The sequence below is a fragment of the Lysobacterales bacterium genome (genome assembly GCA_014946745.1).
Taxonomy (GTDB): Bacteria; Pseudomonadota; Gammaproteobacteria; order Xanthomonadales; family Xanthomonadaceae; genus Aquimonas.
Genome location: JADCRD010000002.1, coordinates 383,971 through 401,201, shown reverse-complemented (window position 1 = coordinate 401,201; position 17,231 = coordinate 383,971). Strand labels below are relative to the sequence as shown.

At 68.6% G+C, this 17,231-nt stretch carries 10 protein-coding genes; 1 reads left to right on the top strand and 9 read right to left on the bottom strand.

Going from position 1 to position 17,231, the window contains the following annotated elements:
- Positions 1–71: 71 nt before the first annotated feature.
- The 8 genes from H4O13_13975 to H4O13_13940 all read right to left on the bottom strand — a co-directional run bounded on the left by H4O13_13975 (position 72) and on the right by H4O13_13940 (position 15,101).
- Positions 72–3,203 carry a TonB-dependent receptor gene (locus H4O13_13975; GenBank protein MBE5316497.1) on the bottom strand — a complete coding sequence of 1,044 codons (3,132 nt, stop codon included), beginning with the start codon at positions 3,201–3,203 and terminating at the stop codon, positions 72–74.
- An 801-nt stretch (positions 3,204–4,004) separates the two neighbouring features.
- Entirely contained in the window at positions 4,005–4,568 is a 564-nt protein-coding gene (locus tag H4O13_13970) for a sigma-70 family RNA polymerase sigma factor (protein MBE5316496.1), read from the bottom strand.
- Between the two features lie 188 nt (positions 4,569–4,756).
- A complete protein-coding gene (locus H4O13_13965; GenBank protein ID MBE5316495.1) occupies positions 4,757–6,469 on the bottom strand; it encodes a HAMP domain-containing histidine kinase in 1,713 nt (570 codons plus the stop codon).
- On the bottom strand, positions 6,466–8,700 hold the full coding sequence (locus H4O13_13960; protein ID MBE5316494.1) for an EAL domain-containing protein: 2,235 nt from the start codon (positions 8,698–8,700) through the stop codon (positions 6,466–6,468). The genes H4O13_13965 and H4O13_13960 overlap by 4 nt, the downstream gene beginning before the upstream one ends.
- A 161-nt stretch (positions 8,701–8,861) precedes the next feature.
- Positions 8,862–10,964 (bottom strand): S9 family peptidase, encoded by a 2,103-nt coding sequence (locus H4O13_13955; GenBank protein ID MBE5316493.1) that lies wholly within the window; start codon positions 10,962–10,964, stop codon positions 8,862–8,864.
- 121 nt (positions 10,965–11,085) lie between these two features.
- Positions 11,086–12,975 carry an MFS transporter gene (locus H4O13_13950; GenBank protein MBE5316492.1) on the bottom strand — a complete coding sequence of 630 codons (1,890 nt, stop codon included), beginning with the start codon at positions 12,973–12,975 and terminating at the stop codon, positions 11,086–11,088.
- Between the two features lie 503 nt (positions 12,976–13,478).
- The gene (gene dinB / locus H4O13_13945) at positions 13,479–14,561 is read right to left on the bottom strand and encodes a DNA polymerase IV (protein ID MBE5316491.1); all 1,083 of its coding nucleotides are present in this window, start codon (positions 14,559–14,561) and stop codon (positions 13,479–13,481) included.
- Positions 14,562–14,630: 69 nt separating this feature from the next.
- Positions 14,631–15,101 (bottom strand): helix-turn-helix transcriptional regulator, encoded by a 471-nt coding sequence (locus tag H4O13_13940; protein MBE5316490.1) that lies wholly within the window; start codon positions 15,099–15,101, stop codon positions 14,631–14,633.
- Between the two features lie 104 nt (positions 15,102–15,205).
- Between H4O13_13940 and H4O13_13935 the strand changes: the two genes are divergently transcribed.
- Positions 15,206–16,045 (top strand): alpha/beta fold hydrolase, encoded by an 840-nt coding sequence (locus tag H4O13_13935; GenBank protein MBE5316489.1) that lies wholly within the window; start codon positions 15,206–15,208, stop codon positions 16,043–16,045.
- Positions 16,046–16,265: 220 nt separating this feature from the next.
- Here the strand turns inward: H4O13_13935 and H4O13_13930 are convergent, their stop codons facing one another.
- Complete coding sequence (locus H4O13_13930) at positions 16,266–17,201, bottom strand: SDR family NAD(P)-dependent oxidoreductase (protein ID MBE5316488.1); 936 nt, start codon at positions 17,199–17,201, stop codon at positions 16,266–16,268.
- Positions 17,202–17,231: the final 30 nt, after the last annotated feature.

Below are 17,231 nucleotides of genomic sequence, written 5' to 3'. Positions count from 1 at the left end.
GCGGCCCTGAACCCTGGGCAGACAGCGGTCGCCCTTCTGGCCGAACTGGCAGGCTGCTTCTCGACAGCCTGCTAGAACGTATAGCGGAAGCCGAGCATGTAGCGCGGGCTCTGGTCGGCCAGCTTGATGAACTGGTTGTACGAACGCCCGCGCCAGCGGATGTCTTCGCCGGTCAGATTGATCGCTTCCAGCGACACCGTCATGTTGTCATTGATGCGGTAGCTGGTACTCAGATCCCACTGGCTGTATTCCTCGACATAGAACGGATTGCGGCTGCCGCCCTGGTTCGCAAGGATCAGATACTCGTCGCGCCAGTTCCACGCCAGACGCACCGACCAGCCATACTTCTCGTACATCAGCATGGCATTGGCGGTGTCACTCAGGCCGAGCAGTGCGAACTGATCCACGGTGGGATCGCCGGCATCGTTGATTCCGACGTCACCCTTGACGATGGTGTAGTTGGCGTACACGCCGAAGCCGGTGTCGCCGAGGAAGTACTGGCCGCCCAGTTCCCAGCCGCTCAGCTTGGCCTTGCGCTGGTTGACGGGACGATTGACATCGAACAGATAGAGCGGGTCGTCGGCCTCGCCCACCAGGTCGAAGTCGAACTCCATCTGCAGCACCTGAGCGACCGTGCCGTTGTACGCCCCCAGACCACCTGTGCGCGGGTTGCGGAGCAGCGCCAAGGCAGTGAACAGCGCGGTGTCATTGGCTGAGCAGGCGGCATCGACATCACCCCCACCTGCGGTCACCTGGGTTCGGCAGGCGGCACTGAGCAGGAAGTCGAGCGCGGCTCGCGCATCGGGTCCGGAGGAAGGATCCCGGAGGTCGTACAGGGATTCACGCACGACTGTGTTGCCGACGAAGTTGTCGACGCGCTTGTTCCAGTAGGTCAGCGTGACGTAGCTGGACGGTGCGAAGTACCACTCCAGCGCGAGGTCGAGGTTGTCCGCTTCGAGCGGAATCAGGGCCGGGTTCTGCGCGCTTCCGGTGGCCCGCGTCGAGGGATTGATCAGGATCGAACCGCTGGGCTGGTTCGGGCTTGGGCCCGCGTACAGATTGCCGTAGGGCACGCGCGACATGGTCTGGCTGAACGAGACCCGGCCCTTCAGGTCTTCGGTGAGATCGATGCCGAAGTCCATGTTCGGCAGCAGATGGCTGTAACTCGACTTCTCGCTGAAGGGTTGCAGCGTGCTTGAACGCACGATCCGGAAATCGTTGTTCGCCTGCCATTCGATGGCGCCTGGAATCGCCACCACCGAGGTCGAGGTGATGTCGGTGCGCTCGTAGCGCAGTCCGAAGCGGGTGTTGACCGTCTTGCCACCCAACTCACCGTCAAGCTCGATCTGCAGGTAGGCGGCATCCACCGACTCGTTGATCTCGTTGTCGGCAGCCAACTGCGGGTTGACGCGGGTGCTGGCGCCGTAGCGCTGCGCCGCCCACTGCGCCAGTGCGCTGCTGTCTCCGCGCCAGGCGCCAGTCGGAATGCCCGCGGTGCCGAAGTCACTGAACAGACGGGTGATGCTGAAGGGCGTCAGCAGATCGGTCATGCCGGATTCGTTGCCCGCGTTGGCCACACCCCAATCGCCGAGCGCCGCATACATCTCGCTGTTCTGGCGACGGGTCATGCGGGTATCGGACGAGTCCACGCCGAACTGGAAGCGACCGCCATCGAACATCCATTCACCGTCGATCTTGCCCGCCTTGACCCGCGACTCCTGCGCCTGCGCGTTGATGCGCAGCACCTGCGAACCGAGCTGTGAGGCGGGGAAATCCGGATTGACCACCCCATTGGTCCCGGCAATCGCGTTCGCGATGCTCGGGTACCAGGTGCGTGAGGCGATCGGCAGGCCGTTGTTGAAGCGGAATTCCTGGGCCCAGCCACCACCGCAGTAGGGCCCGCCCGCCTGGCAGTTGTTGGTTCCAGCGAGGCTGAAGAAGGTGGAGCCTCCGCCAGTGAACGGATCATTCGGCAGGCTGCGCGACTTCGACTGGTGGGTATCGACGGTGAATCTCAGATCGTCAGTCGCGCGCCAGGCAGCGTTGAAGCCCAGCGAATCCAGCCGGTACTTCTGCATGCTGCGCTGCTGCTCGAGACCGAAGTCCTTCAAGCCGACCACGTCACGCAGGTAGATCGGCGTGGCCACCGCTTGGCCGGTATCGAACTCGAGATGCGTGAAGCTGTTGGAGCGCTGCAGCCACTGCGTCTGTTCGCCGCGGTCTTCGGTGATCTCGTTGTTGCCGTAGGTGTAGTCCAGCGTCAGCGTGAGGCTGTCGGTCGGCGCGAACTGCAGGACACCCTGCGCATTCAGGCGCTCGCGCTGGAAGTCCGCGAACGCATAGCGGATGTCATTCGGCATGCCGTACAGCTGGCCGATCGCCGGCGGGTTGACCACGGTGGCACCCGGACGCAGCGCAGCCTCGGTTCCGGTCCATGGCTGGACGTTCCAGTTGTTCTCGGTTGCCTGGATCGAGCCACCCTGACGCTCCTGGTAGCTCGTGCTCAGGCTCACGCCCCAGGTCTTTTCGTCGTTCGCGTAGCTGAAGATCCCCGAGACTTCAGGGGTGATCTCCCGGTCGAACGGCGCCGACTCGTCGTACATGCCCTTGAGCCCGGCGTTGGCCACCAGGCCATCGCGATCCAGAGGCCGTGCGGTGAGGATGTTGATCGAGGCGCCGATGCCACCGCTGGGTACGTGCGCCTGGCCCGTCTTGTAGACCTCAAGGCCGCTGACCGCCTCGGAAGCGAGCTGTGCGAAGTTGAAGGCGCGAGTGCCGCCATCGACGCCGCCGATGGGCACCTGTCCGGGAGCGCCAAAGGCATCCGCACCGGGAATCTGTCGCCCGTTCAAGGTCACCAGATTGAACTGCGGGCCGAATCCGCGCGCGGTGACCTGCGCGCCTTCGCCGTCGCGGCGCTCGATCGAGATGCCGGTGATTCGCTGTAGGGACTCGGCGAGATTGGTGTCAGGAAACTTGCCGATGTCCTCCGAGGTGATGGCATCGACGATGCCGGTCGAGTCGCGTCGCACGCCCATCGACTGCTCGAGAGACCCGCGCATGCCGCTGACGACAATCGCGTCGAGGCGTGCCGCGTCATCGCTCTCGGCGACGGTCTGTGCGTAGAGCGGGTTGATCACCAGCACCCCACCCACAAACGTAAACAGAGCCCGCGAACGGAACCGCTTCTTGTTGAGGCTCATTGGCAGACCCCCATCGACCGATCCGGCAGGCACGGTCTGGCATGGGTCCATGCGCCATGAGTGGCTGCTGTCAGGTGTCGCCGACTGCAAATGATCATTCTTGTCACTCCCTGTTGGGCTAGAGAACGCAGCTTTGCCCCGGTATCGCACCGGGGCTCCCCCTCGGCTCGCCGGCGGCGACCCGACCTCGTCGAACGCGTAGGCCACCTGCAGGCAGCCCGATCCCCACGCGACGAAATCCTTCTCAGCCCCCGGCCGCTTGAGCAGGCCAGGCCCTCATCGGTGAGTTCGCACGCGTTCCACTTCGGTGACACCCAGAGCGTTCCCGCTCCCGTCTCCCCCGGGGCAGAGGCTCTGCTCGCTTGGCTCGCGCCAGGCACCCATGAGCGCTCGGCCGCGCAGCTCACCAGCGACGACCGGTGATCGCCCTGAAGCCTCGCCCGCCATCACGGCATGAGAGCGCTACCATCGGTTGAAATAAAAAAACAGCGCCAATTGACAGCGCTATCAGGTTTCTGCAGCAGCGTGATATCACCCTCCCGTGAAACTGTCACCGTGCAGTGCAACAGAGGGCGAGCCAAGGGGGGGCTCAGCGGGCTTTGAAGCAGCCTGGCTCCTGGCCCCGGGCGGAGAGGGCCGCGCCGACAGCGCAAGCGCATGCGCGCTGGATGTCTTGTGCGGCGGTACGGACCTGAGCCCCATCGCCGACGCGAAAAGCTCCCGGAAACGGAGATCCTCGGCACGCCGCCAGGCGCGCCTTGGCGCGCACGCGGACGCCGTGCGGTCCGCACTGGCGCGGGCTCAGTCGGCAGCGTTCAGGGCCGCGGCCAGCCAGGCCCGCGCTGCATCCCAGTCGCGATGCGCAGTGCGCGGCGAGATGCCCAGCGCCAGCGCGACATCGTCATCGTTGAGGCCACCGAAGTAGCGGTGCTCGAACACCGCCGCCTGACGCGGCTCCAGCGCGGCCAGCCGCTGCAGGGCCGAATCGATCTCGACCAGCAGCTCGAACTGCTGCAGCTCGGCGGCGGCGTCCTCATCGAGGGTTACCGCGATCGCGCCGCCGCCGCGCTTCTGCGCCAGACGCTCGCGGGCGTGGTCGATCAGCACCTGGCGCATGATCCGCACGGCCAGGCTCAGCAGATGCCCGCGGTCGCGCGGCGTGCCCTCGGCACGCGCCAGCCGCAGATAGCATTCGTGCACCAGCGCGGTGGTGTTGAGGGTGTGCTGACGGTGGCCGCTGAGCGAGCTGCGGGCGAGGCGCTTCAACTCGGGATAGACCAGCTCGACCAGCCGATGCCAAGCCTCGCCGTTGCCCGCGCGGGCGGCGTCGAGCAGAACGGTGATGTCGGAATCGGCCTGCGGCATGGCCGCGGACTCTAGCAGCTTGTTGAAAAACTCCCTTCCGGGGAGTTCTTCAAGTCGGCGGTCCGGCGCAGGTCCGTACCGCCTCACGACACATCCATCGCTTGCGCGCTTGCCTCGTCGTCCCGGCCATCCCTGGCCGGGCGAGCAGGCTGTTTTTCAGCATCATGCTCGCCGGGGCTGACTGGAGTTCAACCGGTTGGATCGAGCCCGGCCGGCTCGGGCGCCCGCCGCGGCAGGTCCAGCTCGAAGCGTGCGCCGCTGCTGCAGGGCACGCAGCGCAGCCCGCCGCCCAGCACGTCGCGGGCGAGGTTCTGTGAGATGTGCAGGCCGAGGCCGCTGCCGCCGCTGCCGAGGCGGGTGGTGAAGAAGGGTTCGAAGATCCGCCCACGAATCGCCTCCGGGATGCCGCGACCGCTGTCCTCGCAGACGATGCGGATCTGTTCGCCGTCGAGCGCGGCGGCGCGGATGCCGATCTCGCCGGGGCTGTCTTCGGCAAGACCGTGGCGCAGCGCGTTCAGCACCAGATTACTCAGGATCTGACCCAGCGCGCCGGGATAGCTCTGCAGCCGCAGGCCCTCCGGCACCTCGATGCGTAGCCGGTGGGGAGTGCCGCGCAGCTGCGGCCCAAGGCTGGTGGCGATCTCCTCGATCGTGGCCCGGAGGTCGAACTCGCGTCGGCGCTCGCTGGCGCGGTCCACGGCGACCTGCTTGAAGCTGTTGAGCAGGCGGCTGGCACGTTCGAGATTCTGCTCGACCAGGCGGGCGCCTTCGCTGCTGGCCTCCAGCTGTTCCACCAGGGCTGACATGCGCAGGCTGCCCTGTCTGAGTTCGTCGAGGGTTTCCCGGCTGCGCGACTCCACCGTGGTCGCAGCCAGCAGGGCGTTACCTATCGGCGTGCCCAGCTCGTGGGCGACGCCGGCCACCAGCTGACCGAGCGCAGCCATCCGCTCCTGCGCGGCCAGGCTCTGCACCGCGGCGTGCAGCTCGGCGTAGGTCGTCTCCAGCTCGGCGCGCTGCTTGCGCACTTCGATTTCGACTCGGCGCTTCTGGTCCAGCGCCTTGAAGAACGCAAAGGCCAGCGAGACCGAAACCATGACGCCCGCCAGCCAGAGCCACAGACGACGTTCGCTGGGCGGGCTGCCGTTGAAGTCGCGATCGAAAGCCCATTCGAGCGTCCACGGATAGGCGCCCATCTCGATGCGCTGACGGTGCTGTGCCTCCGGGGTGCCGGCGAGCGCCGGTTGGCGGGCGTGATCCACACCGGCGGCGAGCGGGTGCAGGATGCGCAGATGCATGCCTCCCTGCAGCAGCCCCGCACCCACCTGATCCAGCAGCTCGTCGAACGCGATCAGCTCCAGCAGCACGCCGGGCTGTCCACCGTTGGGGGCGGTCACCGCAAGCGCGAGAAAGCTGCGACCCTCGCGTTCGAACAGCTCGCCGATCTGCAGTGCGGGCGCGCCCGCGAGGGCAAGCTGAAGGGTCCGCAGCACCGCCTCGGGGCCGTGCAGCCGCGCGCCCTCGCTCAGCAGGCGGTCATGCGCCGAGCTCTGGCGCACCGTCCAGCGTCTGCCCTCGACGCTCAGCCACGCCACCTGCGGCAGCCGCGCACTGCCTCGGCTGCGGCGCACCACTTCGACCGCTTCCACCAGCTCCTCATGAGTGACTTGCGTCGACCCTGAGTAGAGGGTGGCGACCGCCACCAGCGAGGCGCGCTCGCGCAGCACCCGATAGCGCAGCTCGGCGCCGACCCGCTCGGCTTCGGCCACAGACTGGGCGCGCCAGAGGGCCAGCTGGGCGCGTTGGTCGTTGCGATCGATCAGCGCGGTCAGCAGCAGACCGGCAGCGAGCAAGGCAAAGCTGGCCAGCCGGGCCGCGCCGAGCCTGCGCGGCGGGATCTTCAAGCGGGGCCTGCGGCGGGGCCCCTTGCCGTGCCGCGCAGCCACTCGCGCAGCGCTGGCGGGGGCATCGGCCGGGCCAACAGATAGCCTTGCGCGACCTGGCAGCCCAGCGCACGCAGCACCTCGGCCTGCGCCTCGGTCTCCACGCCTTCGGCCACGGTCTGCAAGCCCAGTTGCGCCGCCATGCCGACGATGGTTCTGGCGAAGGCGGTGCCCTGCGGTGCCGTCAGCGCCTGCACGAAGCTGCGATCCAGCTTGATCACATCGATCGGCATATCGCGCAGCTGCGCCAGCGAGGAATAGCCGGTGCCGAAATCGTCGATGGCCACGGTGGCTCCGAGTGCGCGCAGGGCCTCCAGCGAGGCGCGCACGGTGCGCGGGTCCTCCAGCGCGACAGATTCGGTGATCTCGATCTCAAGCCGCCCGGGCTCCAGGCCGTGTCGCTGCAGCAGTCCGCGCACCCGGCCCACAAAGCGCGACTGCCGAAGCTGCGGCATGGCCACGTTCACCGCCAGCCGGCCCGGTGCATAGCCCTCGCGATCCAGGCTGGCCAGGGTCTCGCAGGCGCGATCGAGCACGAACTCGCCGAGCCGGGCGATCAGCCCGCTCGACTCGGCCAGCGGGATGAACTCGGCGGGCGAGCGCCAGCCGCCGGGGGCCTCGGCGTCAGGCCAGCGCGCCAGCGCTTCGAGTCCGACCAGGGCCTGGGTGTGCAGGTCGAGCTGAGGCTGGAACCACACCGTCAGCTCGCCGGCGTCCAGAGCGCGGCGCAGACGATGCGCCAGCGCCAGACGCTCGCGCACCCGCTCTTCCATCTCCGCGTGGAAGAAGGCGTGTCCGTCCTGGCTGCCTGACTTGGCGCGCTTCAGGGCCAGGCTCGCTCGACGCAGGCTGACCAGCGCCGTGGACGACGGGCCTGCCGCAGCCTCGGCCAGACCGATGGCCGCCTCGGCCGGCAGCGCGTGTTCCGCGCACACGAACGCCTCGGTGAACAGGCCGCGCAGACTGTCGACGTTGACCCAGCGCCGCGGGCCGGCGACTGCGAAGACGTCATCACCGATTCGCGCCAACAGACAGTGTTCGCCGAGCCGCTGCTGCAGCCGTTGCGCCACGGCCTGCAGCAGCAGGTCGCCCACTTCGTGCCCGAGCCCATCATTGAGCTCGCCGAACTGGCGCAGGTCCAACAGGCCCAGCCAGCGCGTACCGGCGACGGCCGTCTCGGCGTCGAGTGCGCGCAGGAAACCGGCGCGATTGAGCAGGCCCGTCAGCGCATCGTGGAAGGCGAGGTGGTTGACCTCGTCGAAGCGTCTCAGATTGGCGTAGCAGCCCGTGATGTTGGCCCCGAACACTTCCAGCAGCTGGCGGTCCACCTCGGCCAGCGGCCGTTCGCTGCAGGCGACATACACGGCCGCGTCGCAGCTGCCGCCGTCGAGGAAGAGCACGCTGCGCTGCGGATGGAACACGTGCGAGCGGGTCGCGAGGGCCTGGTGCAGATCGGCGGCGGCATTGGCATCGGGCAGCTGATCCAGCGGCTGCCCGACGTGGTCGCCAAGGCGGCCGGCGGCGCCGACCACATACATGCGGGTGTCGCCGTGGTCGAACGGCGAACCGCGTTGGGCGCAGACGATCCCCTCGATGGGCACCTTCAGCAGGGCGGCGAGCTGCACCAGCACGCCTTCGGCAAAGGCGCCCAGTGCCTGCGGCCGCAGCAGGCCCGGCGCGGCGTGCACGATCAGCTCCAGGCCGCGGCGGTTCTCGGCGATCGTGCGGATCTGCTCATAGCTGCGCAGCGCCGCCGACAGCGCCGTGATCAGCCGGGTGCGGGTGAGCTCCGACTTGGTGCGGTAGTCGTTGATGTCGTAGCGATCGACGATGCCGAGTTCGGGGGCATAGCCGGGCTGCCCAGTGCGCAGGATGATCCGGGTCTGCACCCGTCCGCAGGTGCGGCGGATGAAATCGACCAGCTCCAGCCCGGCGCGCTCGGTCTCCATCACCACATCGAGCAGGATCACTGCGAGGTCGCCGGGCTGGCTCAGACGCTCGCGCGCCTCGCGCGCCGAGTGGGCGTGCTCGAGCTGCAGCGGTCGGCCGAGCAGGCGGGTGCCGCGCAGTGCAAGGCGGGTCGCCTCGTGCACTTCGGGGTCGTCATCGACCACCAGCAGGTGCCAGGGCGACGGCGCCGCGGCATCGGCGGCAGGCTCCTCCAGCAGGCGCAATAGATCGTCCGAGCTCATGGGTAAGGCCGTGGCCCGCGTGAGGGGTGTCGATGCGACGGAACTTCAGCGTTCGCGACGCGCTGTGCGCCTGCGTGCAATGGACATGCCGTCACCGGTGCCAGAAAACGCGAACGGGGCCCGAGGGCCCCGTTCGCGCTGCGAGCCCTGCCGGGCCCGACTCAGTCGCCCGCTGGCTGCAGCCAGCGCGCCAGCCAGTCATGCACCTCCTGGTAGAAGTAGCGGCTGTTCTCGCCCTTCAGGATCCAGTGGTTCTCGTCGGGGAAGATCACCAGCCGGCTCTCGACCCGCTGGCGCTGCAGCACCGCCCAGTATTCGAGGCCGTTGTTGATCGGCACGCGGTAGTCGTTCTCGCCGAAGGTCACCAGCACCGGCGTCTTGAAGTTCTCGGCGTAGGTGATGGGGCTCTGCTCGGTCCACAGCGGGATGTCTTCCCAGTGCGGGCCGCCCTGCGCGACTTCGCGGCCGTAGGCGACGTCCGAGGTGCCCCACTGCGACTTCAGGCTGACCAAGCCGGCATGGCTGACCAGGCAGCGGTAGCGCGTGGTGCTGGCCTGCAGCCAGTTGGCCAGATGGCCGCCGTAGCTGGCGCCACCGGCGCACTGGCGCGCGCCGTCGATGAAGGCGTAGCGCTCGATGGCCTCGTCGGCGGCATCGTTGATCTCATCGGACGGTCCCTTCAGAGGATCTCCCTGGATGTCCTGGGCGAAGGCCTCGCCGAAGCCGGTCGAGCCGGTGTAGTTGGTCAGCAGCACCACGTAGCCGGGCGCGGCCAGCAGGTGGTAGTGCCAGCGCAAGACCCACATGTCGCGCCACATCGTGTGCGGGCCGCCGTGGATCACCACGAACAGCGGGTACTTCTTCGATGGATCGAAGCCCGGCGGGCGAATCAGCATGTTGTGGATCTGCTTGCCGTTCGGCGCTGTGCTCCAGAAGTGCTCGGCTGGCGGCAGGTCGAGTGCGGCCACGCGCTCGGCGGTGAACTGCGTCAGCGCCACGGCGCGGCCGTCGCGCTCGATGCGCACCACTTCCGGTGGCTGGGCGGCGTGCTCGTGCAGGGCGATGATCCGCGCCTCGCCGCCGCGACCGCCGGCATTGACCAGGGTGTAGACGCCGCGCTCTGGCGCAAACGCCATCGCGATCTTTCCGCTGCGCGTATCGACGCGCCAGAGCTTCTCGTAGCCCTCGTGTTCGGCCGAGAGGTAGAGGCTTCGGCTGTCGGCGCTGACTGCGTAGCTTTCCACCGAGAGGTCGCCCGGCACGCGAACGCGCGACTCGGTGCCGGCCGGCCAATCGATGCGGGCCAATTCGGTGCTGGTGTAGATGCGACCGCTGCGCGCATTGACCAGGGCCAGCAGTTCGCCGCCATCGGGGCTGAAGCGCGGCGTCGCATAGCTCGCACCCGCGCCTTCGACGCCGGCATTGGTGAGGCGCTTGGGCTCACCGCCTGCGGCGGGCACTTGCCACAGATCCGCATGGGTGAAATCGAAGGCCGAGCGGTCGCGGTTGGTGGAGGCGACGAAGACGATGGATTCGCCGTCCGGCGCCCACTGCGGCTCCAGTTCCGAGCTGCCCGGCGTGGTGCGGCCGTCGTAGCCGGGACTCTTCAGCAGGGCGGTGCCAGCCAGTAGATCCCGCGCCTCGGCCTCGCCCAAGGTTTGCACGAACACGCGCGGGCGGGTCTCATCCAGCCAGCGGTCCCAGTTGCGGATCGGGAAGCCGGTGTAGACCCGCGCGTTGTACTTGCGGTTTTTCTGCTCCTCGGCGAGGCGTTTGCTGTCGGCGTCGGTCGCGGCGTCGGGGTGCAGGTTGCTGACGAACAGGATGCGCTGGCCATCGGGTGAGAACTGCGGCGTGCGCGCGCCGGTGCTGATCGCGGTGACGCGCTGGGCCTCGCCGGCACGGTCGACGTCGAGCACGTAGATCTGGTTCTGCGCATCGGCCTCGCGCTTGGTCGAGAACGCGATGCGGCGGCTGTCGCGGCTCCAGACCACGCCGGCTTCGGCTGCCCGCGTGGCGGTCAATCGCCGCGGCCCAGCGCTGCCGTCGGCCGGCACGAGCCACAGGTCGCTGACCTGCTCCTCGGCCTTGTAGGCCGGCTCGGTCAGGGTGAACACCACGTGGCGACCGTCCGGGCTCAGCACGGGCGCCGACACCCGCGGCATCAGCCAAAGATCCTCATGATTCAGCGTGCGCTTCTCGGCGGCGTGCGCGCTGCTGAGCGCGAAGCTGCCTGCGACGAGCAGGGCCAGAATTCGGAACATGCGCAGCTCCTTCGAGCTTGGTTCGGGAACACCGGACCGTGCCGCGAGCGCAGGGCTTTGTCCAGAGGCGGAGGGCAGGGGGTCTGCACGGTTCCGTCGATAGGGTGGGTCAAGACCCACCCTATGCCCATTCCCCCCGCAGTGCCTGCACCTTGTCCTGCAGCGCTGCGGCCGTCGCCTGCTCGGGCGGCAGGGCGGGCGCGATCGCCAGCTCGATGTGGGCGCGGAAGCGGCGCGGCAGGCGCATGCGCCGCAGGGCCGAGTCGCGGCGGCTGAACAGGCTGCCCCACATGCCGCGCAGGGCCATCGGCACCACCGGCACGGGGCGTGCCGCGAGGATGCGTTCGACGCCGGAGCGGAAGGGGTTGATCTCGCCCGTGCGGGTGATCTGACCCTCGGGGAAGATGCCGACCAGCTCGCCGGCGGCCAGTGCCGCATCGATCTCGGCGAAGGCTTTCTCCATTAGCGCAGGGTCTTCCTTGGCGCCGGCGATGGGGATGGCCTTGGCCGTGCGGAACACCCAGCTCAGCACCGGGATGTTGAAGATCTTGTAGTACATGACAAATCGGATCGGCCGCCGCACCGAGGCCGAGATCAGCAGCGCGTCCATGAAGCTCACGTGGTTGCAGACCACCAGCGCGGCACCCTCGTCCGGCACCTGCGGCACGCCGCGCACGCGCAGCCGATACAGCAGGCTCATCAGCAGCCACACCAGGAAGCGCATCAGGAATTCCGGCACCAGCCGGAAGATGTGCCAGGCCACCAGCGCATTGAGAATCGCGGTGACCAGCAGGATCTGCGGGATGTTCAGCTCCAGCGCGGTCAGACCGATCGCGAGCCCCGCCGCCAGCACCATGAAGAGCGCATTGAGAATGTTGTTGGCGGCGATCACCCGCGAGACTTCCTCGCGCGGTGTGCGCGACTGGATCAGGGCGAACAGGGGCACGATGAAGAAGCCGCCGAACAGGCCGATCAGGGCAAGGTCCATCAACACGCGCCAGCGCCCGGGCTGACCGAAGACCTCGCTGACCGACTGCCCCAGCGCGCCGACGTCGGTGGGCTGGGCGAAGTAGAGATCGATGCCGAAGACCGACAGCCCGATCGCACCCAGCGGCACCAGGCCGATCTCGATCTTGTGGCCTGAGAGTTTTTCGCAGAGCAGCGAGCCCGCGCCGATGCCGGCCGCGAACACCGCCAGCAGCACCGACATCACCGCGGCCTCACCGCCCAGCGTGTCGCGCGCATAGACCGGCAGCTGCGCCAGCACCAGCGAGCCGTAGAACCAGAACCAGCTGATCCCCAGCACCGAGTTCAGCACCGCGGTGCGCCCGCGCAGAATGCCGAGCGTGTGACCGATCTCGCTGATCGCGTTCCAGTTGAACTTGAGCTCCGGCGCGGTCGGCGGTGCCGGCGGAATCGCCAGGCTCACGGCCCAGCCGACGATGGCGAGCCCGATCACGCAGACCGACACCCAGAGGTCGGCGTTCTCCAGCTGCATCAGCGGTCCACCGGCGAGGAAGCCGAGCAGGATCGCCATGAAGGTCGCGGCCTCCACCCAGGCGTTGCCGCCGACCAGCTCCCAGGGCTTCAGGTGCTGCGGCATCAGCGAGTACTTGAGCGGGCCGAAGAAGGCCGACTGCGTGCCCATCAGAAACAGCACGCCGAGCAGGAACTCGACCGAGCCCAGCGCAAAGCCCACCGCCGCCGCGCCCATGATCAGGATCTCGGCGAACTTGATGATCCGGATCAGGCGCGCTTTCTCGAACTTCTCGGCGATTTGTCCGGCGCTGGCCGAGAATAGGAAGAACGGCAGGATGAACAGCGCCGCGGCGATGTTCGAGTACAAAAGGCTCTGTTCCTGATCGGTGCCGACGCGGTAGATGACCAGGCCGATCAGGGCGTTGCGGAAGAGGTTGTCGTTGAAGGCGCCGAGCGCCTGGGTGAGAAAGAACGGCAGGAAGCGGCGCTGCGCGAGCAGGGCGAACTGCGAGGTCTGCGGGGCGTCGGCCATGCGGGCGTCCATGCGGTGGGCAAGCGAGTGTGAGCCGTGCGTGAGGCGGGCTGTCAAGCCGCGTCAGCTAGTGCCGCAGCAGGCACGCGCTTGTCCTGCGACTGTAAGGAAGTGTTTCGAAGTTCGCCTTCGCAACGACGAGCGGACGGATTTCCGCCGCCACCGGTGCCCGGGGCGCCGCCCAAAAGGGGCGAACTGTGAGCGTTTCCGCTTTCCGCCCGCTGGCACAAAAGCTGCTGGTCACAGGCATCGCCCACGGCCATCCCGGCTGCGCCACGCAGTCCACGGAGCTCGCTCATGTTCGCCCTGACCCTGCTGCACACGCTCGATCGCGTTCGCCACGAAGTGCTGGTGCCGGCCTGGTACTGGGGGCTGGCGATCTGCGACGGCGCCGCTTACTTGCTGGCGCGTCGCTGACGGCGCCTCCACCGGGCGCTTGCGCTGCGAGCGCGGACTCCGCAGCGGCGCCCTCTTCAAGTCAACACGTGTTGCCGGCTCGGGCGTCATCCGCCGGGTTGCGCGCTGCGCCCGAACAGACTGCCCTGTCGCGGCAAGCTCTCTGCCTCCACCAGATTCGACAGGCCCACGCCGGCCAGCCGAAAACGCGTGCGCTTCGGAAGCTCGACGCGCGTGCGCAGAGCCAGCGCGATCTCCAGCAGCTCCTGCCACGACGCGGGCGGTGATTCCGGGCTCAGGCTGCGGGTGAGGAGGCGGAAGTCGGTGGTCTTGAGCTTCAGCACCACGGTGCGGCCGATCCGCTGCGAACGCTGCGCCGCCGCCCAGACCTTGCGCGCCAGCGGCTCTAACTCGGCGCCGATCGCGTCGATGTCCAGATCCACCGCGAAGGTGTCCTCAGCCGAGATCTGCAGACTCGGGCGCTCGGGTTCCACCGGATGTTCGTCGATGCCCAGCGACAGCTCGTGCAGGCGCCGACCCCAGCGGCCGAAGCGGGCGATCAGCGACTCGGCGCCCAGATCCCGCAATTCGCCGACGCGCTCGACGCCAAGCTCGGCCAGTTTGGCCTGCATCACCTTGCCGACGCCGGGCAGCTTGCCCACCGCCAGCGGCGTCAGGAAGTCCAGCGCCTGCTCGGGTCGGATCACGAACAGGCCATCGGGCTTGCGCCAGTCGGAGGCGATCTTGGCGAGGAACTTGTTCGGCGCCACGCCGGCGCTGGCGGTGAGCTGGGTGGCCTCGCGGATTTCGGCGCGGATCTCCTTCGCCACCGCCGTGCCCGAGCCCAGGGCCTGCAGGTCGGCGCTGACGTCCAGATAGGCTTCGTCGAGCGACAGCGGCTCGATCAGCGCGGTGTGCCTGGCGAAGATCGCCCGCACTTCGTTGGAGACCGCCTTGTAGCGGGCGAAGTCCGGCGGCACGAACACCGCATCGGGGCACAGGCGCTCGGCGCGGATCGCCGGCATCGCCGAGCGGATGCCGAACACGCGCGCTTCGTAGCTGGCCGCGCAGACCACCGAGCGCGCGCCCTTCCAGGCTACCACCACCGGGCGCCCGCGCAGGCTCGGGTCGTCGCGCTGCTCGACCGAAGCGTAGAAGGCGTCCATGTCGACGTGGACGATGCGGCGCATGGCGGTGGGTGGGACGATCGGCAAGGCAGGTCAGTGTGCCTGCGCGGGGCAGCCGCGCGGCGTGCTGCGTCAGCCGGGTTCGCGCCAGTGCAGACGCAGGTTGCGCGGCGTCAGCTCGCTGCCGTCGGCGTCGAACGCGCGCAGGGCGGCGAGCGGCGCGCCGGTGTCGGCGTTGCGCAGCTCCAGCGCGGTTTCCTCGCAGGGCGCCCACTGGGTGCCCCACTGGGCCATCGACACCAGCACCGGGAACAGGGCCTTGCCCATCGGCGTCAGCCGGTACTCGATCTGCCGCGCGTCGTCGCGGGAGGCCTCGCGCGACAGCACGCCGCGTTCGACCAGATGCTTGAGCCGCGCCGACAGGATGTTGCGGGCGATGCCCAGCTGGCGCTCGAAATCGTTGAAGCGCCGCTGGCCCATGAAGGCCTCGCGCAGGATCAGCAGGGACCAGCGCTCGCCGACGATCTCCAACGCGCGCGCGATCGGGCAGGGCGAATGGGGATCGGCAGCAGGGCTGGCGCCGACAGCGAGGTGGGGGCTCATGGCGACGAGCATGGCGATTTAGGTTGCAAGCTGCAACTGACCGCGCTAGCGTCTTCCGCGGTTGCACATTGCAACCGATCTGACCGCTGTCCAAGGAGCACCCCATGTCGCCTGCCGCCCTGCGTCCGCTCGGCTCCACCCTCGGCCGACTGTTCCCTGAATTCACCGCCGGGCTGGTCGCCAGCTATGCCACCCGCCCGCGCCCGTTGCCGCCACGGCCGCAGCCCGAGGATGCCGAACCGGTCACCTTGCGTTTCGGCCTCGCCGGCCTGCGCTGGGGCAACAGTGGCCCGCGCGTAGTGGCCCTGCACGGTTGGCAGGGCAGCGCTGCGCAGTTCGCGCCGATTGCCCGCGTCCTGGTCGCCCGCGGTCTGCAGGTGCTGGCGCTGGACGCGCCTGCCCACGGCCGCACGCCCGGCGAGTTCGCCTCGCCGACCGTGTTCTCCGATGCCCTGCTCGAAAGCGCGCCCGAGCTGGGCAGCGTGGAGGCGGTGATCGGCCACTCCATGGGCGGCGGCGCGGTGCTGTACGCCCTGTCGCAGGGCCTGCGCGCCAAGCGCGCCATCGTGGTGTCGGCGCCGGCCCACTTCGCGGAGGTGCTGCAGCGGACCAGTCGACAGCTGGCTCTGCCGCAGCGCGCCGAAGCCGCCTTCGTCGCGCGCATGGAGCGCTTGACCGGCGTGCCCGCCGCCGCTCTGGACATCTCGGCACTGGCCCGGCGCTTCACGGGTGAACTGCTGGTGGTGCATGACCGCAGTGATCGGATCATTCCCTACGGCGACGGTGCCCGCATCGCCAGCACCGCGCGCGTGCCGCTGCTGAGCACGGACGGACTTGGCCATGCGCGCCTGCTCACCGATCGGCATGTCGCGGACAGCGTCGCCGCCTTCGCCCAGCGCGGTCGGGCCAGCTTGAACGCGGCCGAGCAGGCGCGTCTCAACTGAGGAAGGTCTGAACAACTCCGCCCGAAAGCCGTTCAGACCTCGCGAGTCCGGCGCCGGTCCGGACTCGCTTGCACCAGACCAAGCACTTTAGTGCTCGATCCGCGTGCGCGCCCTCTGTGGCGCGCCGGAAGCTCCGATGATTCAGACCTTCCCTAGGGCACGGCCGATCCAGTCCACTCAGGCGGTGGTCGGGCCTGGCTCCGACCTCGTCGATCTCGCCTCAGCGCGCCAGCGGGGCCAGGCGCGCACGCAGATGCGCGACCAAGGCTTCGGCGCTGGCGCCGCCGCGGGTGAAACCAAAGGCATGCTCGGTGTCGCGCTGGCGGTCCAGCCACAGCCCACCCTCGGGTGACAGCGGCGGGCGCTGGGCGGCAAGCCACAGGGCCGTGTCCGCGCCTTCCTCGGCGCTGCGCAGCCAGCGCCCCAGCAGCCGTCGGAACTGCGGCAGCGCGCTGCGCACCCCTTCGGTATCGACCCAGCCCGGATGCAGCGCATACGCGCGTGGGGCCGATCCTCCGAGCCCGTTCCACCAGCGCGTCAGCTCAACCTGCGCGCGCTTGTGCTGGGCATAGGCCGCGAGGCCGTTGTGCTGGGCGGCGTCCTTCGCTTCCAGGGCGGCCAGATCGAGCCGTGCGCCGTAGAGACCGCCGGAGCTCATCGAGATCACCGCGCTGTGCCCATCGAGCGCGCCGGCCTCACGCAGACCTTCCGTCAGCACGAAATGGTTGAGCAGGTTGGTGGCGAAGCCGGTCTCGATGCCCTCGGCGGTCCGCCGGAAATCGTGCAGCATCAGACCGACGTTGTTCACCAGCACCTCGACGCGGCCCTCGCGGGCGAGGGCCGCGGCCGCCGCGCGGGTGGCGGCGACGCAGGCCAGATCCACCTTGAAGCCGCGGATGCGCCCGGCGCTTTCGGTCTGCAGCGCCTGCAGACGAAGGGCGTCGCGGCCCAAGGCCACGACTTCGGCACCGGCGGCGGCGGCGCCCAGCGCGATGGCGCGGCCGATGCCTCCGGTCGCACCGCTGACCACCCATCGCTGGCTGCGAAAATCGAAGTCGATCGCTTCGAAACCGCGCTTGCGGCGGACGTAGCCCAAGCGCGAGAAGCGGGGCAGGAAGCGGGCATAGAAGAACAGGCTGGCGAGCGCGTTGAGCATGCGCGCACTGTGCGGGCGCGCTGCGCAAGC